The sequence below is a fragment of the Nocardia sp. NPDC058480 genome (assembly GCF_042720495.1).
Classification (GTDB): domain Bacteria; phylum Actinomycetota; class Actinomycetes; order Mycobacteriales; family Mycobacteriaceae; genus Nocardia.
In genome coordinates this window covers 18,701-42,940 of record NZ_JBHXMN010000015.1, presented here as the reverse complement: position 1 = coordinate 42,940, position 24,240 = coordinate 18,701, and the positions used below count along the sequence as shown (strand labels likewise).

Here is a 24,240-nt window from a genome sequence, read left to right as displayed (position 1 = left end):
CGGGTTTTCGGCCGCCTCGCATCCGAAGGGCGAGACGACAACACCGAAGGCACAGTATCGCCCTTCGGATGTGCGGCAATCAGGGCCGAAAACCCAGCGGCGCCAGCCGCTTTAACACGCAGCGCCGAGAGCGCTGAAGGTGTTCTGCAGCAGGCAGGTCACCTTCGCGTTCACGCCGGAAGAGATGGTGGAGGTGCCGGTGGAGGTCCATTCCTCGCCGACCTGGGTGGTGGCCACCGGTGCGGCCTGCTCGTTGTAGGGCTCGAGCTGCAGGCCCGCGGCGGTGGCCGAGCCTGCGCCTGCGGTGATTGCGGCGGCCACGGCGACGGTCGCGAGGGCAGCGCGAACGGTGGTGATGTGCATCGGGTTGTGCTCCTTCATCATTCTCTTCTGGTGCAGGCGACACCCCGGGTCAGGGCAGCCGCCAGTCGACGGGGTCGGCGCCGAGTTCGTCGAGCAGTTCGTTGACCCGGGAGAACGGGCGTGAACCGAAGAACCCGCGTGAGGCGGAAAGCGGTGAGGGGTGCGCCGATTCGACGTAGGGCACCTCGGCATCGACGAGCGTTGGCTTGAGCGAGCGAGCATCGTTGCCCCACAGCACGGCGACGAGTGGTTCGTCGCGGGCGACCAGCGCCCGGATCGCCTGCTCGGTGACGGCTTCCCAGCCTTTGCCGCGATGCGAGGCAGGCGCACCCGGGGTGACGGTGAGTACTCGGTTCAGCAGCAGCACACCTTGATCCGACCAGGGGCTCAGGTCACCACAGGTCGGCGTATCGAAGCCGAGGTCTTTGCTGTATTCGGCGAAGATGTTGGACAGGCTGCGCGGGACCGGCGAAACCTGCGGTGTGACAGAGAAGCTCAGCCCCATCGCGTGGCCGGGTGTCGGGTACGGGTCCTGGCCGACGATGAGTACGCGCACCGCGTCGAACGGTCGCTGGAATGCGCGCAGCACGTTCTCCCCTTCGGGAAGGTAGCCGCGGCCTGCCGCGTTCTCCTCGCGTAGGAACTCGCCCATTTCGCTGATGCGGTCGTTGACCGGCTCCAGTGCCCGGGCCCAGCCCGGATCGATGATCTCCGACAGTGGTTTGGCACCCATGACCGCACAACCTATCGTTCGTCGTCGGTGGGCATGGCGTCCGCCCCACGGAACGATTCCCAGCCGGTGCCGCCGGTGGGTGCCGTGCCGTCGACGGTGACGCCGCTACCTGCGGTGACGACACCGATCGGCCGCCAGCCCGCGGGCAGCGCGACACCGGCGGGCCAGGTTCCGGCGAAGGCGTGGTCTTCGCCGCCGGCCAGAATCCATTGCGCGGCATCGGCATCGAGCAATGTCGCGACGGCCGCCAGTTCGGGGTCGGTCAGTGCCGCGCGGTGGACATCGATCGCGACGTTCGAGGCGGCGGCGAGATGCCCGAGATCGGCGAGCAATCCGTCGGAGATATCGGTGAGGGCGCTCGGGGGGTGAGTGCCGAAAGCGTCGAGGACCGCGGCGTAGGGCGGTTGCGGAACACGGTGTGTCGCAAGGGCATAGGCGAAGTCCGGATCGGAAAGGTCTGCGCCACCGGTCAATACGGCCAGCCCAGCACCCGACCAGCCGAGTTCGCCTGCGACAGCGACGATATCGCCGACGCCGGCACCGGATCGAGTGATCGCGCCTTGCCCGCCGAGGTCGCCGAACGCGGTCACCGAGACAACCAGTTGTTCGCTGTGCACCAGATCGCCGCCCGCGATGGAACCCCCGGCGCGGCTCGCCTCGATCCACATCCCGTCGGCGATCCCCTCGACCACCGACACGGGGGTTTCGGCAGGGCAGCCGAGCGCGACCACGAAGGCCGTCGGCCGCGCGCCCATCGCCACCACATCGGCGGCATTCTGCGCGATGGCCTTGCGGCCGATGTCGACGGGCGAGGACCAGTCGAGCCGGAAGTGCCTACCTTCGACGAGCATGTCGGTGCTCACCACGAACCGTCCGTCGGGCGCGGCGACCAGCGCGGCATCGTCACCTGGTCCGATCAGAACGTGCGCGGCCTGCTCCCGACCGGCGTTGATCCGGTCGATCAAGGCGAATTCGCCCAGCTCACGCACCGTCTGTGGACGGCTGTCCTCGCTGATGACCGACCCCTTCCCGCTGTGCTGCTGACCGACGAAATCGCCCCGACGGTACCCTTTCGAAGGCGATCGGGCACCACCGACGGTGCAGGCGAACCCCCGAACGGAAGGACCACACAGCTATGGCGGACTCGACACCGGAGGATCGCGACGAGGCGACCGCCCCCGACGACACCGCCACCACCGACGCGAAATCCCCCGTCGACAAGCCGGCGTCCGCCGCGAACACCGACGCAGCCGCGCAACAGGCCGCGGCGGATCCGACCGACGCTCGATCAGCGGCGTCTACCACGCCCGGCGACGTCGACGTGGACGCGACGGCGGTGAACCCAGGCGCCGACACCGACACCGAAGACGCGGACTCCGACACCGAGTCGCACCACTCCCCCGCGCTCATCGCCACAGCGGTCGCCCTACCGGTCGTACTGATCGTCGCCGTACTGGTCGCCGCCTTCATCGCCCTGCGCGCCCCTGTCGAACGCGAACCCCTCGCCCTCGGCCCGGTCCCGGCCCCCGCCGCCGACGGTCCGGCCTGCCAGGCCCTGCTTCCCGCCCTGCCCGCCGACCTCGGCGACCACACCAAGGCCACCCTCGTCGAACCCGCCCCGCCTGCCACCCGCGCCTGGCAGCTCCCCGACGGCGGCGACCCGATCACGCTGCGCTGCGGTCTGGATCGCCCCCTCGAATTCAACCGTGCGTCCCCGCTGACAGTCATCGACGGCGTGAAGTGGTTCCAGGTCCGCGATGAAGTCGGCAAGACCGGCACCTGGTTCGCCGTCGACCGCGAGACCTACATCGCCCTGACCGTCCCCGACGGCTCCGGCACCAGTGCGTTGCAGACCGTGTCCGAGACGATCAACGCGAATCTGCCTGCCCGCGAACCGACTCCGGGCGAACTCTGAGCTAACCGACTGGCGCCGTAGGATTTTCGAGCACAACCCGGCCGAAAGCCCTGCGGCCGAACAGAACTGCTACCGCAGCCCGGTTCCGCGCGCGACCGCCGTCTCGATCAGCGTCGACACCAGCGTCGGGTAGTCGATGCCGGTGGCTTCCCACATCCGCGGGTACTGCGAGATCGGTGTGAAGCCGGGCATCGTGTTGATCTCGTTGATCACCGGGCCGTTCTCGGTGACGAAGAAGTCGACCCGGGCCAGTCCCTGGCAGTCCAGCGCACGGAACGCCCGCACCGACAGCTCACGGATCTCGTCGGCGACATCGTCGTCGAGCTTGGCGGGCACATCGAATTCGCACACGTCGTCGAGGTATTTGGTGGCGAAGTCGTAGAACTCGGGCGCGGCCGCGTCGGCATCGGGCATCCGGATCTCGGAGACGACGCTGCCCCGTACCTCACCGTCGGCGAATTCCAGTACGCCACACTCGACTTCGCGTCCGACGATGCCCGCTTCGATGATCACCTTGGGGTCGTGCGCGCGGGCGGCGGCGATGGCCGCACCGAGATCGGCCCAGTCGGTGATCTTGGTGATGCCGATCGAGGAACCACCGCGCGCGGGCTTCACGAAGGCAGGCAGGCCGATCCGGGCCCGGTCCGCGTCGGACAGGGTTTCGACGCCTGGGCGCAACACAACTTGCACGCCGACGGGCAACGATTCGGCGGCCAGCAATTTCTTGGTGAACTCCTTGTCCATGCCCGCCGCGCTGGCCAGCACGCCCGCGCCGACATAGGGAATCCCGGCCAATTCGAGCATGCCCTGCAGCGTGCCGTCCTCACCGAAGGGACCGTGCAGGATCGGGAACACGACATCGATGTTGCCCAGCACGACGCTCGAGTCGAGCGCCACCAGCGCACCCGAGCGGCCGGGGTCAGCGGCCAGTGTGAGGGCGGTCCCCGACGCGTCGACCTGCGGCTGCACACCGTGGCTCAGCGCCAATTCGCCGATCCCGTCGGCCAGCACCCAGCCGCCGGTGGGGGTGATGCCGATCGGCACCACCTCGTAGCGCGTCGGATCGAGGTTGCGCAGCACACTGCTCGCCGACACGCACGAGACGGCGTGCTCGCTGCTGCGCCCGCCGAACACCACAGCTACCCTGATCCGTTCCGTCATGAACGTCACCGTAGTAGGTTCTCGCCGCCATGGCGCTATCGCCCTTATTCGGGCTTGATCCGCCTGCCGAGCAGGCTGCCGACCGCCTCGCTCACCGATAGCCCCTCATGGCACACCTTGTGCACCGCGTCGGTGAGCGGCATCTCCACTCCGTGTTCGGCGGCCAGGGCCCGCACCGATGTGCACGACTTCACACCTTCGGCCACCTGCCCATTAGTCGCTTCCTGCGCGGCGGCCATCGTGCCACCGGCACCGAGCGCGAACCCGAAGGACCGGTTGCGCGACAACGGCGAGGTACAGGTAGCCACCAGATCGCCGACACCCGCGAGCCCGGCCAGCGTCACCGGCTGGGCACCCAGCGCCACACCGAGCCGCATCACCTCGGCGAGCCCGCGCGTGATCAGACTCGCGACCGAGTTGTCGCCCAGACCCATTCCCGAGGCGATGCCGCACGCGAGCGCGATGACGTTCTTGCACGCACCACCGATCTCGCAGCCGATCACATCGGTATTGGTGTACGGCCGGAAATACCCGGTGGCACACGCCCGCTGCACGACCCCGGCACGCTCGGTATCGGTGCACGCGATCACCGTCGCCGCGGGCTGACGTTCCACGATCTCGTGCGCCAGATTCGGGCCCGACAGCACCGCGATGCGCCCCGGCTCGGCCCCGGTGACCTCCGCGATCACCTGACTCATCCGCAACAGCGTTCCGGTCTCGATCCCCTTGGCCACACTCAACAACGTGGCGTCGGACCCGATATCGCCCTTCCACAGATCCAGATTCGCCCGCAACGACTGCGATGGCACCGCGAGCACCACCAGATCCGCGCCGTCCAGCGCGACCCGATGATCATCGGTCCCCCGCACCGGCGGCAACTGCACGCCGGGCAGGTAGAACGGATTGCGGTGCTCGGTGTCGAGCGCCTGCGCGACCTCGGCCCGCCTGGCCCAGATCGTCACGTCGGTCCCCGCATCGGCCAACACCTTCGCGAACGCCGTACCCCACGACCCCGCACCCATAACCGCCGCCCTCGTCATCAGCCCAATATGCCATGCAAGGATCGGAGCCATGCACACCGTGCACGCCGTAATGGCGGTCAAACACATCGGCCGGGCCAAGAGCAGGCTGGCGAGCATGCTGAGCACCGAGCAGCGCGCCCAGCTCGTGCTGGCCATGTTCACCGACACCGTGGTGGCCGCTACCGCTGTGCCCGAGCTGTTGTCGCTGACCGTGGTCACCCCCGATCCGCTGGTCGCCGCCCGCGCCCGCGAGCTCGGCGCGCACGTGCTCGATGAACCCCCGGCCGGTGACGATCCGCTCAATACCGCGCTCGCCGCCGGCGCCGCCGACGTGCGCGATCGCCACGGCCCTGCCCACCTGCTCGCGCTGCAGGCGGACCTGCCCGCCCTGCGCCCGTCCGAGCTCGCCGACGTACTCGCCGTCGCCGTCGGCACTCGATCGGTGGTGATCGATCACACGGGCACCGGCACCGCCGCATTGCTGGTCCGCGATACCGCCGCGCCGCTGTCGCCCCGCTTCGGTGCCGATTCCGCGCACGCACACCGCGACGGTGGTGCCGCGCCACTGCTCGGGCACTGGCCCGGCCTGCGCCGCGATGTCGACACCCCCGAGGATCTCGACATCGTCCGCGCGCTCGGAGTCGGCGAATTCACCGCGTCGACCCTGCGCGAATTCGGATTCTCGCCGCACAGAAGTGATCCCGTTCGCACTGTGTGCTAGCTGATCGCCACCTGCGGACCGGACGCAACGATCCGTGCGATGTCGTGATGCGCGGTGCCCCTTCCTCGAGGGATGATTGATCCCGTGAGCGATACGGAAACCATCAAGCAACTGCCCCCGATTTCCCCGCCACCCGCGGCCGCGATCACCTCTGGCGGTAACGCGACGTCACAACGGTTGCCCCGAGATCGCTACCTCAACCGCGAGTTGAGCTGGCTCGACTTCAATGCCCGCGTCCTCGCCCTTGCCGAAGACGCCTCGCTGCCGTTGCTGGAGCGGGCCAAGTTCCTCGCGATCTTCGCGTCCAATCTCGACGAGTTCTACATGGTGCGCGTGGCCGGCTTGAAACGCCGTGCCGAAACCGGCCTGTCCGTGCGCTCGGCCGACGGTCGCTCACCGTCGGAACAGCTGGAGATGATCACCGCCCGCGCCCAGGAACTCGCCGACCGCCACGCACGCGTCTTCATCGACGAGGTGAACCCGGCACTGGCCGCCGAGGGCATCGACATCATTCTCTGGAGCGACCTCGACGACGATGAGCGCCAACGCCTCTCGAACTACTTCACCGACCAGGTGTTCCCGGTCCTCACCCCGCTCGCCGTCGACCCGGCGCACCCGTTCCCCTACATCTCCGGTCTGAGCCTCAACCTCGCCGTCACCGTGAGCGACACCGGCACCGGCGGCGAGCACTTCGCCCGCGTGAAGGTGCCCGACAACGTCGACCGCTTCGTGCGCGTGCGCCGCACCGGCGCCCCGTCGGCGATCGCGGCGTTCCTGCCGATGGAAGACCTCATCGCCGCCCACCTCGACCTGTTGTTCCCCGGTCTCACCGTGGTGGAGACACATTCGTTCCGGATCACCCGCAACGCCGATTTCGAGGTCGACGAGGACCGCGACGAAGACCTGCTGCAGGCGATGGAGCGCGAACTCGCCCGCCGCCGCTTCGGCAAGCCGGTGCGCCTCGAGGTCTCCGACGACATGACCGAGCACATGCTGGAGTTGCTACTACGTGAGTTGGAGGTCGACCCCGCCGACGTCATCCAGGTGCCGGGCCTGCTCGACCTGTCCTGCCTGTGGCAGGTCTACGGTGTCGACCGCCCCGAACTCAAAGACGCGCCCTATGTCCCGGCCACCCCGGCGGCCTTCGGTGAGCGCGAGACCCCGCGCAATGTCTTCGCCGCCCTGCGCGAGGGCGACGTGCTGGTGCACCACCCCTACGACTCCTTCTCCACCAGCGTGCAGCGCTTCATCGAACAGGCCGCGGCCGACCCGCAGGTGCTGGCGATCAAGCAGACGCTCTACCGCACCTCCGGTGACTCCCCCATCATCAACTCGCTGATCGAGGCCGCCGAGGCGGGCAAGCAGGTCGTCGCGCTGGTCGAGATCAAGGCCCGCTTCGACGAGCAGGCCAACATCAAATGGGCGCGCGAACTGGAACAGGCGGGCGTGCACGTGGTCTACGGCCTGGTCGGCCTCAAGACCCACTGCAAGACCTGCCTGGTGGTGCGTCGCGAGGGTTCCACGATCCGCCGCTACTGCCACATCGGCACCGGTAACTACAACCCGAAGACCGCGCGCCTGTACGAGGACGTCGGATTATTCACCGCCGCACCGGAAATCGGTGCCGATCTCACCGACCTGTTCAACTCGCTGACCGGATACTCCCGCAAGGAGGACTACCGCAACCTGATGGTCGCGCCACTCGGTGTGCGCGCGGGCATCATCGAGCGGATCGATCGCGAAATCGAGCTGGCCGGACAGGGTCGCGCTGCCCGGATCCGGATCAAGGCCAACGCGATCGTCGACGAGCAGATCATCGACGCGCTCTACCGCGCCTCCCAGGCGGGCGTGCCGGTGCAGATCGTGGTGCGCGGCATCTGCGGCCTGCGCGCCGGCGTGCCCGGCCTGAGCGAGAACATCGAGGTGCGCTCGATCCTCGGCCGGTTCCTCGAACATTCGCGGGTCATGGAATTCGGTGCGCAGGAGCAGACGTGGATCGGCAGCGCCGACATGATGCACCGCAATCTCGACCGCCGCGTCGAAGTGATGGTGCAGGTGAAAGATCCCAAGCTCGTCGATCAGCTCGCGAAGGTGTTCGATTCCGCGCTCGACCCGGCGACCCGCTGCTGGATCCTGCTGCCGGACGGGACCTGGCAGGCCAGTCCGACCGATGTCGAGGCCGACCAGGTGCGTGATCACCAAGCCTTCCTGATGCGTTTGCGTCGCCCCGATCAGCCGTGAGCGCACAGAGCAAGGACGAGTCGTTGCGCGACCCGCGGGTACGGCCCAACATCCATGCGGCGGGAGCGGTTCTGTGGCGTGCGGGCGCCGCGGGCCCGGAGATCGGCGTCATCCACCGACCGAAATACGGTGACTGGTCGCTGCCCAAGGGCAAGCTCGATCCCGGCGAGACCCCGGTGGTCGCGGCCGTGCGCGAGGTAGGCGAGGAAACCGGCCTGCCCGCCACGCTGGGGCGCTATCTCGGCCACGTCACCTATCCGATCCCGGGCCACCGTCAGCTCAAGCGGGTCGACTACTGGGCCGCCGAGGCCGCCGACGGCGACTTCGCCGTGAACGACGAAGTCGACCAGTTGCGCTGGTTCCCCCTCGCCGAGGTGATGGACCAGTTGTCGTATCCGATGGATCGCCAGATCGTCCGGATCTTCGCCCGACTGCCTGCCCGCACCAACACGGTGCTGCTGGTGCGCCACGCCAAGGCGGGCAAGCGCCACCGCTTCGACGGACCCGACGAGTTACGTCCGCTCGAGGCCGCCGGAGAACAGCAGGCGAAGGGATTGACGCCGAATCTGTTGGCGTTCGGCGCATCCGAGATCTATTCCGCCGATCCGCTGCGCTGCGTCCAAACCGTGACCCCGTTGGCGGAACAGCTCGATGCCGAAATCAATTGCGAGCCAATGTTTTCCGAGCAAGGTTACGATTCAGCGAAAAGCGCGGCGCGGCAACGATTTCTGTCGTTGGTAACGGATCGGGGGGTGCCGGTCGTGTGTAGTCAAGGCGGGGTGATTCCCGATCTGACACAGTGGCTGGCCGAGCAGGGCGGGCTCACGCTGCCCTCGGCGCGCAATCGCAAGGGCAGCGTCTGGGCATTGTCGTTCGTCGGCGACCGATTGGTCGCGGCGAACCATATGGACCGTTCGCTGTCGACGGCAATCGTCACCACCTGAGTCGCCCGGACCGGCTCGAAACAGCCGAAACGGCCCCGGGATTCCCGGGGCCGTTCTCGGTCCAGTGGTGGGTGATGCGGCGTTACGTGCACATTCCCCGACCTGATCCCGCTGCGGCAGGATCAACGAGCACGACGGGCGGCAGTCTTCTTGGCAGCAGTCTTCTTAGCGGGAGCCTTCTTCGCAGCAGTGGTCTTCTTGACCGCCGTGGTCTTGGCGGCCGTGACCTTCTTGGCAGGCGCCTTCTTGGCCGCCGTCACCTTCTTGGCGGGCGCCTTCTTGGCCGCCGTCACTTTCTTTGCCGCCGTGGTCTTCTTGGCGGCAGGTGCCTTGGTGGCGGCCTTGCGGGCCGTGGTCTTCGCGGGACCCTTCGACGGCGTCGCCTTCTTGGCCGCGGTCTTCTTGGCCGCGGTCTTCTTGGCTGCCGCCTTCTTCGCCGCCACCGGGGCATTCACGCCTCGCTTGACGGCAGGCCCGGACGAGGCCAGCTTCTGCTTACCCGCGATGACCGCCTTGAACTGCGCGCCCGGCCGGAAGGCAGGCACCGAAGTGGCCTTCACCTTCACGGTTTCACCGGTACGCGGGTTACGGGCAACCCGGGGGGCACGCTTGCGCTGTTCGAACACACCGAATCCGGTGATGGTGACGCTCTGACCCTTGTGCACGGCACGGACGATGGTGTCGACAACATTCTCGACAGCCGCGGTAGCCGTCCGCCTGTCCGTACCCAACTTTTCGGTCAGAACGTCGATCAGTTCCGCCTTGTTCATTGAATCCTCCGCAGACTAATGGCCCGTCGTCGGACCGACTAGGTACCACGGTAAACCCAGTTTGAGCAAGAGTCTATGTGCCACGCCAAAATTCATGTGGTTTAGCACACGTCCAGCTACCGCCGCCCGGGATGCGCCCCTAAGCGCCCCAGCTGATTACGCCCGCGAAATAGGCTCCGGCAGCGTCACGGGTTTCCATGACGGCCTTCCCTTTTCGAACTCGCCGATGACGTCGGCCTGTCGCAGGGTGAGGCCGATGTCGTCCAAACCCTCCAGCAGACGCCAGCGGGTGTAGTCGTCAATATCGAACGGCAACACGACGGTTCCCGCCGTGACGGTGCGTGCGGACAGGTCGACAACCAATTCGATGCCGGGCTGTTCCTCGATCAGCTTCCAGAGCATTTCGACATCGTTCTGTGACATCTGCGCGGCCAACAGCCCGCCCTTACCCGCATTTCCCCGGAAGATGTCGGCGAAACGAGACGAGATGACCACCCGAAAGCCGTAGTCCGACAGCGCCCACACCGCGTGCTCACGCGAAGAACCGGTGCCGAAATCCGGGCCCGCCACCAGCACGCTGCCACGGTTGTACGGCTCGGTGTTGAGAATGAACTCCGGATCGGTACGCCAGCCGGCGAACAAGCCGTCCTCGAAACCCGTTCGGGTCACGCGCTTCAGGTAAACGGCGGGGATGATCTGATCGGTGTCGACATTGGACCGGCGCAGCGGCACACCGATGCCTTTGTGAACGGTGAAGGCTTCCATAACGATTCCCTTTCGATCTGTAGGTGATCGGTGACTCAGGCCAGATCAGCGGGCGAGGACAGGGTTCCACGGACCGCCGTCGCGGCCGCGACCAGCGGCGAGACCAGGTGCGTGCGACCGCCCTTGCCCTGCCTGCCCTCGAAATTACGGTTCGAGGTAGACGCGCAGCGCTGGCCCGGTTCGAGCTGATCGGGATTCATACCGAGGCACATCGAGCAGCCCGCCTGCCGCCATTCCGCGCCCGCGGCGGTGAAAATCTCGCCGAGTCCTTCTTTTTCCGCCTGCGCGCGCACCCGCATCGAGCCGGGTACAACCAGCATTCGCACGCCGTCGGCGACCTGGCGGCCCTTCAAAACATCGGCGACCTCGCGCAGATCCTCGATCCGGCCATTGGTGCAGGAGCCGACGAATACGGTGTCGACGCTCACCTCACGCAGCGGCATTCCCGGCGTCAGGTCCATGTAGCGCAAGGCCTTCTCGGCGGATTCGCGCTCGTTCTCGTCGGCGATCTCGGCCGGGTCTGGCACATTCGCGCCCAGCGGCAGGCCCTGGCCGGGATTGGTGCCCCACGTGACGAACGGGGTCAGCGTGTTCGCGTCGATGTGGACCTCGGCGTCGAACTGCGCGCCTTCGTCGGTGACCAGCGCGTCCCAGGAGGCCACTGCGGCATCCCAGTCGGCTCCCTGCGGCGCGTGCGGGCGGCCCTTCAGGAATTCGTAGGTGACCTCGTCGGGGGCGATCATGCCGGCGCGCGCGCCCGCTTCGATGGACATGTTGCAGATCGTCATCCGCGCGTCCATCGACAGCTTGCGGATCGCCTCGCCGCGGTACTCCAGCACATAGCCCTGGCCGCCGCCGGTGCCGATTTGGGCGATCACGGCCAGGATCAGATCCTTGCTCGTGACGCCGTGCGCCAGTTCACCGTCGACGGTGATGGCCATCGTCTTGAACGGGCGCAGCGACAGCGTCTGGGTGGCGAGCACGTGCTCGACCTCACTGGTGCCGATGCCCATCGCCAGCGCGCCGAACGCGCCGTGGGTGGAGGTGTGACTGTCACCGCAGACGACGGTCATGCCGGGCTGGGTGAGACCCAGCTGCGGACCGACGACGTGCACGATGCCCTGCTCCACGTCGCCCATCGAGTGCAAGCGCACGCCGAATTCGGCACAGTTGCGGCGCAGCGTCTCCACCTGGGTGCGCGAGATCGGGTCGGCGATCGGCTTGTCGATATCGATGGTGGGGACGTTGTGGTCCTCGGTGGCGATGGTGAGATCGGTTCTGCGCACCGGACGGCCCGCCGCGCGTAGCCCGTCGAAGGCCTGCGGGCTGGTCACCTCGTGCACGAGGTGCAGATCGATGTAGATCAGGTCGGGTTCGCGGGAGGAACCTTCGCCTTCGCCTTTGGCGACGACGTGCTGTTCCCACACCTTCTCGGCCAGTGTGCGAGCGCGCTCGGCCATTGCATGATCACCTTTCGACGGGCATACTTGGTATCTCAGCATTTGAGACGTTAGTATCGTTCTATGAGACAGCATAGCGGTATCGGTGTTCTCGACAAAGCCGTGGCGGTGCTCTACGCCGTCGCCGACGAGCCCTGCGGTCTCAACGACCTGTGCACCCGCACCGGCCTGCCACGTGCCACCGCGCATCGGCTGGCGGTCGGGCTGGAGACGCATCGGCTGCTGGCCCGTGACGGCAACGGATTGTGGCGGCCGGGACCCGCGCTCACCGAGTTGTCGGCGGGGGCGGCCGATCCACTGGTGGAGGCCGCGAGTGCCATTCTGCCCCGCCTGCGTGAGATCACCGGCGAGAGCGTCCAGTTGTACTGCCGCGACGGGCACGCGCGCGTCTGCGTCGCCGCACTGGAGCCGCCGGTCGGCCTGCGTGACACGGTGCCGGTCGGTTCGCGGCTACCACTCACCGCGGGTTCGGCGGCGAAGGTGTTGCTGGCGTGGGCCGACCCCGAGCTGCAGCGCACGGTCCTGGCCGACGCGGTGTTCGGCGACCGGGCACTGGCCGAGGTACGCAAGCGCGGCTGGGCGCAGAGTGCCGCCGAGCGCGCGCAGGGCGTGGCGAGTGTCTCGGCGCCGGTGCGCGATGCGGGCGGGGTGATCGTGGCCGCCGTGTCGGTATCGGGGCCGATCGATCGGATGGGTCGCAGGCCGGGCGCGCGCTGGGCCGCCGATCTGGTCGCGGCCGCCGAGGCACTGCACAAGCGGTTGTAGAAACGAAGAAGGCCCCCGGTCGGATTCGACCGGGAGCCTTACTTTGCTTTGTAGCCCCGACGGGATTCGAACCCGCGCTACCGCCTTGAGAGGGCGGCGTCCTAGGCCGCTAGACGACGGGGCCAGGACGATCTCACAGAGTGAAACCTTGCTGGGGTACCAGGACTCGAACCTAGAATGGCTGTACCAGAAACAGCTGTGTTGCCAATTACACCATACCCCAAAGACCGAAACGCCCGACCTTGCAATCTCCACCGAGTGGTTGTCGGTGTTGCGAGGCCGTGTTCCGCGGCGATGAGAAGATTACCAAACACTAGGGGGTAAACTACAAATCGCCTGGTCAGAAGCCGCTTTTCGGCCGATTTAACACCTTGTCGAAGCGGATGCGGCGCAGTCGCCGCACCCGCTCCCCACGGCTACTGCGCGGCAGGAGCCCAACCACGCGCGGCACGCAGCCGGTCGAGCGAGACCTCGCGGCCGAGCAGCTCCATCGACTCGTACAGCGGCGGGCTGATGTGCGAGCCCGTCACCGCGACCCGCACCGGCGCGAACGCCTTACGCGGCTTGAGCCCCAGATCGTCGATCAGCGCCTTTTTCAGCGCTTCCTCCAGTGCCGGGGTGGTCCACTCGCCCAGCGGCTCCACAGCGGCAATCGCGGCGTCGAGCACCGGATCGGCCTCGGCGCCGAGATTCTTGGTGCCGGCCGCCTGGTCGATCGCGAAGTCCTCGGGCGCGACGAACAGGAACTTCAGCAGGTCCCACGCGTCACCGAGCACCACGATGCGGGTCTGCACGAGTTCGGCGGCGACCAGGAAGGTCTTCTCGTCGATTTCGGCGCCGATGTGGCCCTGCGCGGTGAGGAACTCGCGCAAGCGGTGACCGAAATCGCCGGGCTCGAGAAGGCGAATCTGCTCGGCATTGATGGCGTCGGCCTTCTTCTGATCGAAGCGGGCCGGATTCGAATTCACCGAGGAGATATCGAAAGCCGCGACCATTTCCAGCATGGAGAACACATCGCGATCCTCGCCGATACTCCAGCCGAGCAGAGCGAGGTAATTCAGCAAACCCTCGGGGATGAATCCGCGGTCGCGGTGCAGAAACAGATTCGATTCCGGGTCGCGCTTGGACAGTTTCTTGTTGCCCTGGCCCATGACGAACGGCAGATGGCCGAACTCGGGCGTGAACTCGGCAACCCCGATACGCTGCAGCGCGGCATACAGCGCGAGCTGACGTGGGGTCGAGGAGAGCAGATCCTCGCCCCGCAACACATGGGTGATCCGCATCATCGCGTCGTCGACCGGATTCACCAATGTGTAGAGCGGGTCGCCATTGCCACGGGTGAGGGCGAAATCGGGGACGGTACCGGCTTTGAAGGTAGTTTCCCCGCGGACCAGATCATTCCATCCGAGATCTTCGTCGGGCATCCGCAAACGGACCACGGCGGGGCGACCCTCGGATTTGTACGCCGCGATCTGCTCGGCGCTGAGGTCGCGATCGAAATTGTCGTAACCGAGTTTCGGATCACGGCCGACGGCACGGTGACGGGCCTCGACTTCCTCCGGCGTCGAGAACGCCTCATAGGCCTCGCCCGCCTCGAGCAGCTTGCGTACCACGTCGAGATGCTGACCGCGCCGCTGCGACTGCCGGTAGGGCTCGTAGGGTCCGCCGACCTCCGGGCCCTCGTCCCAGGTGAGCCCCAGCCAGCGCAACGCGTCGAGGAGCGCGCGGTAGGAATCCTCGGAATCGCGTGCGGCATCGGTGTCTTCGATGCGGAACACGAACTTGCCGCCGTGGTGGCGCGCGTACGCCCAGTTGAACAGCGCCGTGCGCACCAGGCCGACGTGCGGCGTACCGGTCGGCGACGGGCAGAAACGGACCCGTACTTCAGTCATGACTCTCTTCTTTCGCGGTATCAGCGCTTGGTGGCAACAGGATTGGTGAGGGTGCCGATGCCCTCGACGGTGACCGACACGTTCTGCCCGGCCCGCAGCGGACCGACGCCTTCCGGTGTGCCGGTGAGGATCACGTCACCGGGCAGCAGGGTCATCACCGAGCTGATCCATTCGATGATCTTCGGAATGTCGTGCAGGAACAGCGAAGTGCGGCTGCGCTGGCGGACCTCACCGTCTACTTCGGTGACGATCTCCAGATCGCTTGGGTCCAGCGTGGTTTCGATCCACGGGCCGAGCGGGCAGAACGTGTCGTAGCCCTTGGCCCTGGTCCACTGCCCGTCGTGGCGCTGCTGATCACGAGCGGTGACATCGTTGGCGATGGTGTAGCCCAGGATCACCTCGGACGCCTTCGCCGCGGACACGTCCTTGCACGGACGGCCGATCACCACGGCCAGCTCGCCCTCGTAGTCGACCTGAGAAGAGCTGGGCGGCAGGATGATCGATGCGTTCGGGCCGATGATCGAGGTGTTCGGCTTGATGAAGATGACCGGGTCCACCGGTGCCTCGCCACCCATTTCGGCCGCGTGGGCGGCGTAGTTCTTGCCGATGCAGATCACTTTGCTCGCCAGGATCGGCGCCAGCAGGCGGATATCGGCCAGCGGCCAGCTCCGCCCGGTGAACGTCGGCGAGCCGAACGGATGTTCGGCGATCTCCTTGGCGACGGCGTCGCCACCGTCGCCTTCGATGCTGACGAAAGCGACTCCATCGGGACTGGCAACTCGACCTAAGCGCATGCCCCGGAGTCTATCGAGACGGGGCTACCTGCCCGAACGCGCCCGTGATGCGACAGGAGTCCTTCGATAGCAACTCGGGCGAAGTGCGTCCAAGCTCACACCGATGTGATTCGAAGGCACTGCCCGCGTGCGGGATTCACGTGTGTGGCGATGTGACCTGTCAGACACCTCACCGGTGGGCAACATCGGAGGGTCATCGGTGTAGCGTGATCAGTGATGTTCAAACAATGAGACATCAATCTCATATATTGAGATGAAATCGTGCAATCCGGCGAGGTGAGAATCGTGACAGACGCGGGGCCGATGGTCGAAGTGACGCAGCTCGGTAGCGGCAGACGCTGGTTGATGCTCGCGCTCGGCGTGTTCGCGCAGACCTCCAGTTCGATCTTCATCCACGGCACCCCGTTCCTGCTGCCCGCGCTCACCGCTCGTGGCGATTCGCTCGCCTCCGCCGGTGCGCTGGTGGCACTACCGACCGTAGGTCTGGTCTGCACGCTGATCGCCTGGGGGTACGTCGTAGACCGGATCGGCGAACGCATCGTGCTGGTGGCGGGCACGCTGCTGATGTTCGTGGCAGGTGTCGCCGCGGCCGTGGTGGACAACCCCGTCGCGTTCGGAGTGTTGCTGTTCGTGGGCGGTATCGGCGCTGCCAGCTCCAACGGCGCCAGTGGCCGGGTGATCGTCGGCTGGTTCCCGCCGGACCGGCGTGGACTGGCCATGGGTATCCGCCAGACCGCGCAACCGCTCGGTGTCGGGATCGCCGCGCTCACCATCCCCTGGGTGGCCGCGCACCATGGCATTCCCGCGGCGATGCTGGTGCCCGCGCTGATGGCCGGGGTGGCCGCGATCGGCTGCCTGGTCGGCATCATCGACCCACCGCGACCAGCCGCGAAGGCGGCCGACCGAGCCAACCCCTACCGCGGCGGCGACTCCACGCTGTGGCGCATCCACAGTGTCTCGATCCTGCTGGTCGTCCCCCAGGCCACCCTGTGGACCTTCGGTCTGCTGTGGCTGCACGTCGACCTGGGCTGGTCACTGGCCGCCGCGGGCGCGCTGATGACCGTCACCCAATTCCTCGGCGCCGCAGGAAGAATCGGCGCGGGGGCCTGGTCCGACCGAGTCGGCTCCCGCCTCGGTCCCCTGCGACAGGTGGCCATCGGCGCCGCCGTCGCCATGGCCGCCCTGACGATCACCGCCTGGACCGACTGGTGGTGGGCCGCGGTCCCCTTGATGGTCGCGGCGTCGGTGATCTCGGTGTCCGACAACGGATTGGCGTTCACGGCCGTGGCCGAAATAGCGGGCCCTTTCTGGAGCGGCCGGGGCCTCGGCATCCAGAACACCGGTCAGAACCTCGCGATAGCCGCCGTCCCACCACTTTTCGGTGCCGTCATCACAGCGACCGGCTTCCCCGTGGTGTATGCCTTGGCAGCGCTCGCTGCTGTGGCAGCGGTGCCGTTGGTCCCCAGCGGATCCCGAAAGTAGCTGCACGGCAGGGGTTCCAGCCCTGCCCGCGAATTGCATTCCGGCACAGGCGAATACCTATATCCCCCACTCGCCGAACGCGATTCGATCGGCGCGCCGATGACAAAGGCTCGCTCCAGCATTCAGCCGGAGCGAGCCTTTCGCGTGCGAGGGGATCAGACGATGGCCGCGATGCGGTCGCCGACCTCCACGGTGGAGGCGGCGCCGGTGCGCGAGGCCAGGTCCTTGGCTACCGCGGATTCGATACGGGCCGCGCCCTCGGTATTGCCCAGGTGGTTGAGCAGCAGCGAGACCGAGAGAATGGCGGCGGTCGGGTCGGCCTTGGACTGGCCCGCGATGTCGGGGGCACTGCCGTGGACCGGCTCGAACATCGACGGGTTGACGCCCGAGGCGTCGATGTTGCCCGAGGCGGCCAGACCGATGCCACCACTGACGGCGGCGGCGAGGTCGGTGATGATGTCGCCGAACAGGTTGTCGGTGACGATCACATCGAAGCGGCCCGGGTCGGTCACCATGTGGATGGTGGCGGCGTCGATGTGCTGGTATGCCGTGGTCACCTCGGGGAACTCGACGGCGACCTCGTCGACGGTGCGCTGCCACAGCGAGCCGGCGAAGGCGAGCACATTGTTCTTGTGCACCAGGGTGAGGTGCTTGCGGCGGGCCTGCGCGGTGGCGAAGGCGTAGCGCACCACGCGCTCGATGCCGAAGCGGGTGTTGTTGGAGACCTCGGTCGCCACCTCGTGCGGCGTGCCGACGCGGATCGCGCCGCCGGTGCCGGTGTAGGGGCCCTCGGTGCCCTCACGCACCACCACGAAGTCGATATCCGGGTTGCCCGCGAGCGGGCTGGTGACGCCGGCGTGCAGCTTCGACGGACGCAGGTTCACGTGGTGATCCAGCGCGAAACGGGTCTTGAGCAGCAGCCCACGCTCGAGCACACCGCTGGGCACCGACGGATCGCCGATCGCGCCGAGCAGAATCGCGTCGTGCTGCTTGAGCTCGGGCAGCACCGACTCCGGCAGGATCTCCCCGGTGCGGTGGTAGCGCGCGGCGCCCAGGTCGTACTCGGTCTTCTGCACACCGGGCAACACCACGTCGAGCACCTTGAGCGCCTCGGCGATGACCTCGGGACCGATGCCGTCACCGGCGATTACTGCGAGCTTCATCAACTAACTCCGTTCAAAGGAAAGCGTGCCGCCACCGCCACGCAACGAGTCCGCCATGACCGCACACTCAGCCGGCCACACCGTCAAACCCCAATCCGCCATGACCGCACTCCCAACCCCGCACCCGCGACCCATAGGGAGCGGCGGCCACGAAGTGGCCGGTCCGCGGCCGGGTCGCCGATCAGGGCTCGAAAGCGCTGAGCCGAAGGCTCTAGTCTCGAGCCCTGATCGGCGGCCCCTTGGGGCCGCGGACACGCGCGCGCCAGCGCGCCAATAAACACAGCGTCAAACCTGCCTGGGACGCTGGGCGCTTCGAGTCTTAAGCCAGATCGACCAGCACAACCTTCGACGCACCAACAGCCTCGGCGATCGCGGTCTGCACCTCGGCCGAGACCTCGGCGTTGACGCGCAGCACAACGGTGGCACCTTCGGCGTCGATGTCCTGGCTCAGCTGCGCGGCCAGGATGTCGATCTCCGCCTCGCCCAGCTTGGTGCCGATCTTGCCGAGCGCGCCCGGCTTGTCGCTGTAGTTCAGCACGGCCAGGTTCAGGCCCTCGGCGCGCATGTCGTAGTTGCGGCCGTTGATGTTGACGATCTTCTCGACCAGGTTCGGCTCGGTCAGCGTGCCCGCCACGTTCAGCGTCGAACCGTCGCCGAACACGGCGCGCAGGTCGACCACGCTGCGGTGGTTCGGGCTCTCGGTGGCCGTGGTGACGGTGGCGGTGATGCCACGCTCCTTGGCCAGCGCCGGGGCGTTGACGAAGGTGACCTGGTCCTCGACCAGCGCCGAGAACACACCGCGCAGCGCCGACAGCTCCAGCACCGCGACGTCCTGCGAGGCGAGCTCACCGCGCACCTGCACCTCGACGCTGACCGGCAGCTCGCTGGCGATGGCGCCGAGCAGGGCACCCTGCTTGCGCACCACGTCGAGCCACGGGGCGACGACATCGTTGACCGCGCCACCGGTGACGTTCACCGCGCCGGGCACGAACTCACCGGCCAGCGCGAGCAGCACCGACTTGGCGACATCGGTGCCCGCGCGGTCCTGGGCCTCCGAGGTGGAGGCGCCCAGGTGCGGGGTCACGACGACCTCGGGCAGGTCGAACAGCGGGCTGTCGGTGCACGGCTCGGTCTCGAACACGTCAAGACCGGCGGCACGCACGTGGCCGGACTTGATGGCGTCGGCGAGCGCCTGCTCGTCGATCAGGCCACCGCGCGCGGCGTTGACGATGATGACGCCCGGCTTGGTCTTGGCCAGGGTCTCGGCGTTGAGCATGCCCTTGGTCTCGGGCGTCTTCGGCAGGTGGATCGAGATGAAGTCGGCGCGCTCGAGCACCTCGTCCAGGGTCAGCAGCTCGATGCCGAGCTGGGCGGCGCGAGCGGGCGAGGTGTAGGGGTCGTACGCGACGATCTTGGTCTCGAAGGCGGCGAGACGCTGCGCGAACAGCTGGCCGATCCGGCCGAGGCCGATGACGCCGACGGTCTTGCCGAGGATCTCGACACCGTTGAACTTGCTGCGCTTCCAGGTCTTCTCACGCAGGGTCGCGTCGGCGGCCGGGATCTGCCGCGCGGCCGAGAGCAGCAGCGTGACAGCGTGCTCGGCGGCGGTGTGGATGTTGGAGGTCGGCGCGTTGACGACCATCACGCCACGCTCGGTGGCGGCGGGCACGTCGACATTGTCGAGGCCGACACCGGCACGGGCGACGATCTGCAGCTTCTTGCCCGCGTCGAGCACCTCGGCGTCGACGGTGGTGGCGGAGCGCACGAGAATCGCGTCGGCCTCGGGGACCGCGGCGAGCAGCGCCGGGCGGTCGGGTCCGTCGACCCAGCGAACCTCGACACCGTCACCGAGTGCGTCGACGGTCGACTGGGCGAGCTTGTCGGCGATCAGAACTACAGGACGGCCTGCTTGGCTCACTGTGGGGTACTCCTGGGGAAGAAAGGGGGTCGGCAGTTACCGCGAACCAGAATAGTCGCCCGAACTTCGGCTGCCCTTACCCCCCTGCCCGAAAACCGGGTGAACCCTGCGCACCGACGCCTCTAACATCACCACATGTCATTGCGCACCGTCCCCGAATCGATGGACCCGGCTGTGGTGGCCGCGGTCGACGCAGAGCTCGACAAGGTGGCGGCCGAGCACAACGTGTCCATCCGTCTCGCTATCGAAAGCGGCAGCCGTGCTTGGGGTTTCCCCTCGCCGGACTCCGACTACGACTGCCGTTTCGTCTACGTGGCAGGCCTGGATACCTATCTGTCCCCGTGGCGCACCCGCGATGTGATCGAAACACCGCTGATCGGTCTGCTCGACGTGAACGGGTGGGATCTGGCGAAAGCGCTGCGCCTGCTAGTGGCGGGCAACGCGGTGCTCGTCGAATGGTTGATGTCGCCGATCGTCTACCGCGGCGACGAGGCGTTTCGTACCCGGCTGCGCGAGGTGGCCACGGAGGTGGCCGATCGCGACCGGATCGCCCGGCACTACCTGCACCTCGGCGCGCGCCAGTGGGCGCTGTTCGAGCGCAACGGCGGCTTGAAGAAGGTGTTCTACGCGCTGCGACCCGCGATGGCGCTGCGCTGGCTGCGTGAGCATCCCGGCGCCGCGGTAGCGCCGATGCACCTGCCGACGCTGCTCGCCGAGTGCGAGCTGCCGTCCGACCTGGTGTCGGCGATCACCGAGCTGACAGATCTCAAGTCGAAGACCAGAGAGATGGGCTCGGCCGCACCGCCCGCGCTGATCACGGCGTTCATCGACGCCGAATTCGAGCGGGCCACCACGGCATTCGACTCCCGCGGGCCGCGTGATCTCACCGCGTCGATGGCGATCACGGGCGAGTTCTTCCGCGCCGAAGCGCTGAGATAGCAAAAGGCCCTGAGATAGCAGAAACTCCGCACCATCCGGTGCGGAGCTTCACATTCGTACGCTGGTCAGCGCAGAATCAGATGGCGCGAACGTCCTGAGCCTGGGGGCCCTTCTGACCCTGACCGACCTCGAACTCCACGCGCTGACCCTCTTCGAGGGACTTGAAGCCCGAGCCGCCGATGGCGGAGTAGTGAACGAAGACGTCCGGGCCGCCTCCGTCTTGGGCGATGAAGCCGAAGCCCTTTTCGCCGTTGAACCACTTAACAACACCCTGTGCCATTTCAAAAACCTTCTGTAGATGAGCTAGGTCCTAATAGTCCGGTCCTGGTCTCGGTGTCCACCATGCCATGATCCGACGAATTCGGCCACATCCCACCGTGCAAAGTGTGCGAACTGTGAGGAAGGCAACCCCCGGATACTGCCGACCGGTGCTGCCACGGACGTGACGCAGCCCGCTATCGGGTGGATGCTCGGCGTATGCCGAGATAGTTGCTCCAAGGATGCCGGATTAGCTGGACAGGCGCATCAAACCGACTGGCACGCTTCACCATCGAGAACTCTACGCAATAGTGACGCGCCACCGTCAGCAACCCTATACATTTTCGAGAAACCTAGTACGGCAAATTCCCTACCAGCGTATTTTCCGAGTTCGTGAGGGATCGCACGCCTCGCCGGAAATCACGCTAGGAGCAGACGGTGCTGGATATCAACCATTTCACTTACGGCTGGGTGACCCCCCTGCTGGCCTATGCCATGTCGGTCATCGGGTCGATGCTGGCGCTGCGTTGCATGGTTCGCTCGCGCGCTTCGGGCATGCACGGCGGCTGGCTCACCGCGGCCGCGATCGCACTCGGTGGCACCGGTATCTGGGTCATGCATTTCATCGCGATGCTCGGTTTTTCGGTACGCGGCGTGACCATCCGCTACAACGTTCCCGTCACCTTGTTCAGCGCCGCTGTCGCCATGGGTGTGGTGTGGCTCGGATTGTCCATCGTGGTGCGCCGCAGCTGGGACAGCGCCGCGTTACCGGTCGGCGGCACGATCACCGGGCTCGGCGTCGGTGCCATGCACTACGCGGGCATGTACGCGATGAAAACCGACGCCGAGATCATCTACGACCCCGTCGTGGTCGCCGCGTCGCTCGCCATCGCGGTGGTCGCCTCGATCGCGGCGCTGTGGTTCGCCCTGCACATCCACGGAATCGTCGCCACCATGGGCGCTGCCCTGCTGATGGGCGTGGCCGTCACCGGCATGCACTACGTCGGCATGTTCTCGATGAGCGCGCACACCAGCGCCCACGTTGCCCATGCCAGCGGCGCCACCGCCGCCCAGCTGCTCACTCCGCTGATCATCGGCATCAGCATGGTGACCATGATCCTGCTGATGCAGGTCGGCATCACCGAAGCCGAGGACCCCAACCTCACCCGCCCGGTCCACAATCAGAACGCGAGCCGCTTCTGGCCGAGCGGGCAGAACTAACCCGCCTGCACATCGTGTGCTTCGGGTCCGCGCCGAGTCTCGGTGACGGTGTATTCCACGCGCTGACCGTCGCGCAGCGTGCGGAATCCCTCGCCGATCAGCGCGGTGTACTCCACGAACACGTCGGGTCCACCGGCGTCGGGGGTGATGAATCCGAAACCCTTGCCGCTGTCGAACCAGGTCACGACCCCGCTTGGCATCAACCGACCTTCCGACTCCTGTGCCCACCAGCCTGATTCGTCAATCGTCGCACGCCGGTGCCCGCGACACGAACGGCATTCGGTTCGAGGAGCCGATCGGGCTGCGACGAAATGGCTATGCTCCGGACACGGTCCGCCCGGACCCGGTCAGCCGCGAGAACGGGGATTCGGTGCAGCCTTCGACCGTTCGCTGCACGGCCGAAACCGTCACGATCTTCGTCGCCACCTCGGTTGCGGCGCTCGCGATCATGCTGCCGATCAGTTTCGCCTCGTTGGCCGCGTCGCTGCATGTCGACCTGCTGGTGTTCAACGTTCCGCGGGCGATGACCGGTGCCGCGTTCATGGCGGTGATCACCGCCGCCGTCACCGTGGCCATCGGCAGCGTGCGAACGGCCCGCTGGACCGCGCTACTCGCCCTGGTCGGCATCTTGGCGAACCATCTGGCCTTCATCCCGGACAGCACCGACGGTCACCTCGACAGTCTGTCGCTGCCCACCTTGAACTTCATCGACGCTCTGCTCGCGGGCATTGTCGTCGGGGCGCTGGCGGTGGCGGTCTGGAACGAACGGCTGCTGCGAACCGTCTACCTGTTCGGCGCGCTCGGCGGCACCATTCTCGGCGACCTGACCCAGTCCCCCACCGACCCGAACTCCGACGGTTTCAGCGGCGCACTCGGCGGCGCACTGCCCCTCTGGTTCATCGGGGCCACCGTGCTCGCACTCGCCTACTTCGCGCTCACCACCGCGGTCCCGCCGCGCTCGACCATCGAAACCGCCATCCCGCTGGCGCCGGTGTTCGCCGCCGTTGTCGCCTTCACGACAACCATCCTCACCGCGCTCGCCGTGGCATCCCACAAGACCAGCGCCCCCTATCTGATCGTCGCCTCGATCGTCGCCATCGCGGCCGCGATCGCCGCCGCGCTGATCCTGCCGGGACGCGACGGCATTCTGGTCCTGCTGATGAGCAGTTTCTCCGTCGCGGGCAGTCTCGTCATCACGCTGCCGCGCTCGGGCTGGATCGACCTCGCCACCCTCGCTGCCACCGCCGCCGGCCTACTGATCGGCATGCGCACACCACGTCCGGTGGTGGCCGCGGCGAGCGTGCTCGCCCTGGCCTGCTTCGTTCTCGCCGTCGATGTCTTCGCCCCACACGCCACGCTCGCCGCCGCCCTCGGCTGCCTCGCCCTCGGCGCGGTCGCCGGGTACTGCCTCGGCACTTCGGTTCCGCAGAGCCCTACGTCCGGGACCGTCGGCCTGGCGACCCTGTTCGTGCCCTCGATCGGAGTCGCCTTGAGCGACAGCAGTTTCGGACACCTCGCCTATTCGTCATCCTGGTACCGCACCGCGGACGTGGATCGCGGCGTTGGCCCCGGCCTGGTCGCGATAGTCGTCGCCCTCGGCTGCACGATTGCCGTCGCGACCCTGATGCGCCTCCGCGCCGCACCGCCGAAGATCGTCAGCCCCTAGTCGATTCCCACCCCTATTCCGAAAACGCCGGCCCCGATACTTCTCGA

Annotated in this window: 23 protein-coding genes and 2 tRNA genes; 9 read left to right on the top strand and 16 right to left on the bottom strand. The window is 67.0% G+C overall.

The annotated features are described in order from the left end of the window. Positions 1 to 111: 111 nt before the first annotated feature. From ACFWO8_RS26920 to ACFWO8_RS26910, 3 genes are read right to left on the bottom strand one after another with little or no spacing between them, the layout of a single operon-like run. The gene (locus ACFWO8_RS26920) at positions 112 to 363 is read right to left on the bottom strand and encodes a hypothetical protein (protein ID WP_378912457.1); all 252 of its coding nucleotides are present in this window, start codon (positions 361 to 363) and stop codon (positions 112 to 114) included. 49 nt (positions 364 to 412) lie between these two features. Then, the gene (locus ACFWO8_RS26915; RefSeq protein ID WP_378965084.1) at positions 413 to 1,096 is read right to left on the bottom strand and encodes a uracil-DNA glycosylase; all 684 of its coding nucleotides are present in this window, start codon (positions 1,094 to 1,096) and stop codon (positions 413 to 415) included. 11 nt (positions 1,097 to 1,107) lie between these two features. After that, positions 1,108 to 2,112: a thiamine-phosphate kinase gene (locus tag ACFWO8_RS26910; RefSeq protein ID WP_378965510.1), complete on the bottom strand. Its 1,005-nt coding sequence runs from the start codon at positions 2,110 to 2,112 to the stop codon at positions 1,108 to 1,110. Positions 2,113 to 2,231: 119 nt separating this feature from the next. Here ACFWO8_RS26910 and ACFWO8_RS26905 point away from each other — a divergent pair, with 119 nt between their 5' ends. Continuing rightward, on the top strand, positions 2,232 to 3,011 hold the full coding sequence (locus ACFWO8_RS26905) for a DUF3515 domain-containing protein (RefSeq protein WP_378965078.1): 780 nt from the start codon (positions 2,232 to 2,234) through the stop codon (positions 3,009 to 3,011). Positions 3,012 to 3,080: 69 nt separating this feature from the next. On the opposite strand, the gene ACFWO8_RS26900 is transcribed toward ACFWO8_RS26905, so the two are convergent. Further along, a complete protein-coding gene (locus tag ACFWO8_RS26900) occupies positions 3,081 to 4,172 on the bottom strand; it encodes a D-alanine--D-alanine ligase family protein (RefSeq protein ID WP_378965073.1) in 1,092 nt (363 codons plus the stop codon). A gap of 44 nt (positions 4,173 to 4,216) precedes the next feature. Next, positions 4,217 to 5,212 carry an NAD(P)H-dependent glycerol-3-phosphate dehydrogenase gene (locus ACFWO8_RS26895; protein ID WP_378965069.1) on the bottom strand — a complete coding sequence of 332 codons (996 nt, stop codon included), beginning with the start codon at positions 5,210 to 5,212 and terminating at the stop codon, positions 4,217 to 4,219. A gap of 31 nt (positions 5,213 to 5,243) precedes the next feature. On the opposite strand from ACFWO8_RS26895, the gene cofC reads away from it, so the two are divergent. From cofC to ACFWO8_RS26880, 3 genes are all read left to right on the top strand, one after another. Further along, complete coding sequence (gene cofC / locus ACFWO8_RS26890; protein WP_378965061.1) at positions 5,244 to 5,915, top strand: 2-phospho-L-lactate guanylyltransferase; 672 nt, start codon at positions 5,244 to 5,246, stop codon at positions 5,913 to 5,915. Between the two features lie 72 nt (positions 5,916 to 5,987). Beyond that, complete coding sequence (locus tag ACFWO8_RS26885) at positions 5,988 to 8,156, top strand: RNA degradosome polyphosphate kinase (RefSeq protein WP_378965054.1); 2,169 nt, start codon at positions 5,988 to 5,990, stop codon at positions 8,154 to 8,156. Next, positions 8,153 to 9,100 carry an NUDIX domain-containing protein gene (locus ACFWO8_RS26880; protein WP_378965050.1) on the top strand — a complete coding sequence of 316 codons (948 nt, stop codon included), beginning with the start codon at positions 8,153 to 8,155 and terminating at the stop codon, positions 9,098 to 9,100. Before ACFWO8_RS26885 ends, ACFWO8_RS26880 begins: the two co-directional genes overlap by 4 nt. Positions 9,101 to 9,222: 122 nt before the next feature. On the opposite strand, the gene ACFWO8_RS26875 is transcribed toward ACFWO8_RS26880, so the two are convergent. The 3 genes from ACFWO8_RS26875 to leuC all read right to left on the bottom strand — a co-directional run bounded on the left by ACFWO8_RS26875 (position 9,223) and on the right by leuC (position 12,095). Beyond that, positions 9,223 to 9,870 carry an HU family DNA-binding protein gene (locus tag ACFWO8_RS26875; RefSeq protein ID WP_056811975.1) on the bottom strand — a complete coding sequence of 216 codons (648 nt, stop codon included), beginning with the start codon at positions 9,868 to 9,870 and terminating at the stop codon, positions 9,223 to 9,225. 156 nt (positions 9,871 to 10,026) lie between these two features. Further along, complete coding sequence (gene leuD, locus ACFWO8_RS26870) at positions 10,027 to 10,635, bottom strand: 3-isopropylmalate dehydratase small subunit (RefSeq protein WP_378965041.1); 609 nt, start codon at positions 10,633 to 10,635, stop codon at positions 10,027 to 10,029. Positions 10,636 to 10,670: 35 nt separating this feature from the next. Next, on the bottom strand, positions 10,671 to 12,095 hold the full coding sequence (leuC, locus tag ACFWO8_RS26865; RefSeq protein WP_378965034.1) for a 3-isopropylmalate dehydratase large subunit: 1,425 nt from the start codon (positions 12,093 to 12,095) through the stop codon (positions 10,671 to 10,673). Between the two features lie 63 nt (positions 12,096 to 12,158). Between leuC and ACFWO8_RS26860 the strand changes: the two genes are divergently transcribed. Then, complete coding sequence (locus ACFWO8_RS26860; protein ID WP_378965024.1) at positions 12,159 to 12,860, top strand: IclR family transcriptional regulator; 702 nt, start codon at positions 12,159 to 12,161, stop codon at positions 12,858 to 12,860. Positions 12,861 to 12,911: 51 nt separating this feature from the next. Here the strand turns inward: ACFWO8_RS26860 and ACFWO8_RS26855 are convergent. From ACFWO8_RS26855 to ACFWO8_RS26840, 4 genes are all read right to left on the bottom strand, one after another. Next, positions 12,912 to 12,984: transfer RNA gene (locus ACFWO8_RS26855), tRNA-Glu, on the bottom strand. A gap of 27 nt (positions 12,985 to 13,011) precedes the next feature. Then, positions 13,012 to 13,083: transfer RNA gene (locus ACFWO8_RS26850), tRNA-Gln, on the bottom strand. A gap of 193 nt (positions 13,084 to 13,276) precedes the next feature. Then, a complete protein-coding gene (gene gltX, locus ACFWO8_RS26845) occupies positions 13,277 to 14,752 on the bottom strand; it encodes a glutamate--tRNA ligase (RefSeq protein ID WP_378965014.1) in 1,476 nt (491 codons plus the stop codon). Between the two features lie 20 nt (positions 14,753 to 14,772). Continuing rightward, positions 14,773 to 15,546: a fumarylacetoacetate hydrolase family protein gene (locus ACFWO8_RS26840; RefSeq protein WP_378965008.1), complete on the bottom strand. Its 774-nt coding sequence runs from the start codon at positions 15,544 to 15,546 to the stop codon at positions 14,773 to 14,775. 303 nt (positions 15,547 to 15,849) lie between these two features. Between ACFWO8_RS26840 and ACFWO8_RS26835 the strand changes: the two genes are divergently transcribed. Then, positions 15,850 to 17,028, top strand: coding sequence for an MFS transporter (locus tag ACFWO8_RS26835; protein ID WP_378965506.1), 1,179 nt, complete (start codon positions 15,850 to 15,852; stop codon positions 17,026 to 17,028). A gap of 155 nt (positions 17,029 to 17,183) precedes the next feature. Here the strand turns inward: ACFWO8_RS26835 and ACFWO8_RS26830 are convergent, their stop codons facing one another. Next, complete coding sequence (locus ACFWO8_RS26830; RefSeq protein ID WP_378965001.1) at positions 17,184 to 18,191, bottom strand: 3-isopropylmalate dehydrogenase; 1,008 nt, start codon at positions 18,189 to 18,191, stop codon at positions 17,184 to 17,186. Positions 18,192 to 18,510: 319 nt separating this feature from the next. Further along, positions 18,511 to 20,109: a phosphoglycerate dehydrogenase gene (gene serA, locus ACFWO8_RS26825; protein WP_378964993.1), complete on the bottom strand. Its 1,599-nt coding sequence runs from the start codon at positions 20,107 to 20,109 to the stop codon at positions 18,511 to 18,513. Between the two features lie 135 nt (positions 20,110 to 20,244). Here serA and ACFWO8_RS26820 point away from each other — a divergent pair, with 135 nt between their 5' ends. Then, positions 20,245 to 21,048: a DNA polymerase beta superfamily protein gene (locus ACFWO8_RS26820; protein ID WP_378964987.1), complete on the top strand. Its 804-nt coding sequence runs from the start codon at positions 20,245 to 20,247 to the stop codon at positions 21,046 to 21,048. 76 nt (positions 21,049 to 21,124) lie between these two features. Here ACFWO8_RS26820 and ACFWO8_RS26815 read toward each other — a convergent pair whose 3' ends face one another. Beyond that, a complete protein-coding gene (locus ACFWO8_RS26815; protein WP_056812000.1) occupies positions 21,125 to 21,328 on the bottom strand; it encodes a cold-shock protein in 204 nt (67 codons plus the stop codon). 416 nt (positions 21,329 to 21,744) lie between these two features. Here ACFWO8_RS26815 and ACFWO8_RS26810 point away from each other — a divergent pair, with 416 nt between their 5' ends. Next, positions 21,745 to 22,527: an MHYT domain-containing protein gene (locus ACFWO8_RS26810; RefSeq protein ID WP_378964978.1), complete on the top strand. Its 783-nt coding sequence runs from the start codon at positions 21,745 to 21,747 to the stop codon at positions 22,525 to 22,527. On the opposite strand, the gene ACFWO8_RS26805 is transcribed toward ACFWO8_RS26810, so the two are convergent. Then, a complete protein-coding gene (locus ACFWO8_RS26805) occupies positions 22,524 to 22,727 on the bottom strand; it encodes a cold-shock protein (RefSeq protein WP_378927543.1) in 204 nt (67 codons plus the stop codon). The genes ACFWO8_RS26810 and ACFWO8_RS26805 overlap by 4 nt on opposite strands. 170 nt (positions 22,728 to 22,897) lie before the next feature. On the opposite strand from ACFWO8_RS26805, the gene ACFWO8_RS26800 reads away from it, so the two are divergent. Continuing rightward, complete coding sequence (locus tag ACFWO8_RS26800; RefSeq protein WP_378964967.1) at positions 22,898 to 24,193, top strand: hypothetical protein; 1,296 nt, start codon at positions 22,898 to 22,900, stop codon at positions 24,191 to 24,193. Positions 24,194 to 24,240: the final 47 nt, after the last annotated feature.

Excerpts from the sequence above, each read along its gene's own strand:
- ACFWO8_RS26920 (WP_378912457.1), bottom strand. The coding sequence starts at position 363 with ATGCACATCACCACCGTTCGCGCTGCCCTCGCGACCGTCGCCGTGGCC.
- ACFWO8_RS26915 (WP_378965084.1), bottom strand. The coding sequence starts at position 1,096 with ATGGGTGCCAAACCACTGTCGGAGATCATCGATCCGGGCTGGGCCCGG.
- ACFWO8_RS26905 (WP_378965078.1), top strand. The coding sequence starts at position 2,232 with ATGGCGGACTCGACACCGGAGGATCGCGACGAGGCGACCGCCCCCGAC.
- ACFWO8_RS26900 (WP_378965073.1), bottom strand. The coding sequence starts at position 4,172 with ATGACGGAACGGATCAGGGTAGCTGTGGTGTTCGGCGGGCGCAGCAGC.
- ACFWO8_RS26895 (WP_378965069.1), bottom strand. The coding sequence starts at position 5,212 with ATGACGAGGGCGGCGGTTATGGGTGCGGGGTCGTGGGGTACGGCGTTC.
- cofC (WP_378965061.1), top strand. The coding sequence starts at position 5,244 with ATGCACACCGTGCACGCCGTAATGGCGGTCAAACACATCGGCCGGGCC.
- ACFWO8_RS26885 (WP_378965054.1), top strand. The coding sequence starts at position 5,988 with ATGATTGATCCCGTGAGCGATACGGAAACCATCAAGCAACTGCCCCCG.
- ACFWO8_RS26875 (WP_056811975.1), bottom strand. The coding sequence starts at position 9,870 with ATGAACAAGGCGGAACTGATCGACGTTCTGACCGAAAAGTTGGGTACG.
- leuD (WP_378965041.1), bottom strand. The coding sequence starts at position 10,635 with ATGGAAGCCTTCACCGTTCACAAAGGCATCGGTGTGCCGCTGCGCCGG.
- leuC (WP_378965034.1), bottom strand. The coding sequence starts at position 12,095 with ATGGCCGAGCGCGCTCGCACACTGGCCGAGAAGGTGTGGGAACAGCAC.
- ACFWO8_RS26860 (WP_378965024.1), top strand. The coding sequence starts at position 12,159 with ATGAGACAGCATAGCGGTATCGGTGTTCTCGACAAAGCCGTGGCGGTG.
- gltX (WP_378965014.1), bottom strand. The coding sequence starts at position 14,752 with ATGACTGAAGTACGGGTCCGTTTCTGCCCGTCGCCGACCGGTACGCCG.
- ACFWO8_RS26840 (WP_378965008.1), bottom strand. The coding sequence starts at position 15,546 with ATGCGCTTAGGTCGAGTTGCCAGTCCCGATGGAGTCGCTTTCGTCAGC.
- ACFWO8_RS26835 (WP_378965506.1), top strand. The coding sequence starts at position 15,850 with ATGGTCGAAGTGACGCAGCTCGGTAGCGGCAGACGCTGGTTGATGCTC.
- ACFWO8_RS26830 (WP_378965001.1), bottom strand. The coding sequence starts at position 18,191 with ATGAAGCTCGCAGTAATCGCCGGTGACGGCATCGGTCCCGAGGTCATC.
- ACFWO8_RS26820 (WP_378964987.1), top strand. The coding sequence starts at position 20,245 with ATGTCATTGCGCACCGTCCCCGAATCGATGGACCCGGCTGTGGTGGCC.
- ACFWO8_RS26815 (WP_056812000.1), bottom strand. The coding sequence starts at position 21,328 with ATGGCACAGGGTGTTGTTAAGTGGTTCAACGGCGAAAAGGGCTTCGGC.
- ACFWO8_RS26805 (WP_378927543.1), bottom strand. The coding sequence starts at position 22,727 with ATGCCAAGCGGGGTCGTGACCTGGTTCGACAGCGGCAAGGGTTTCGGA.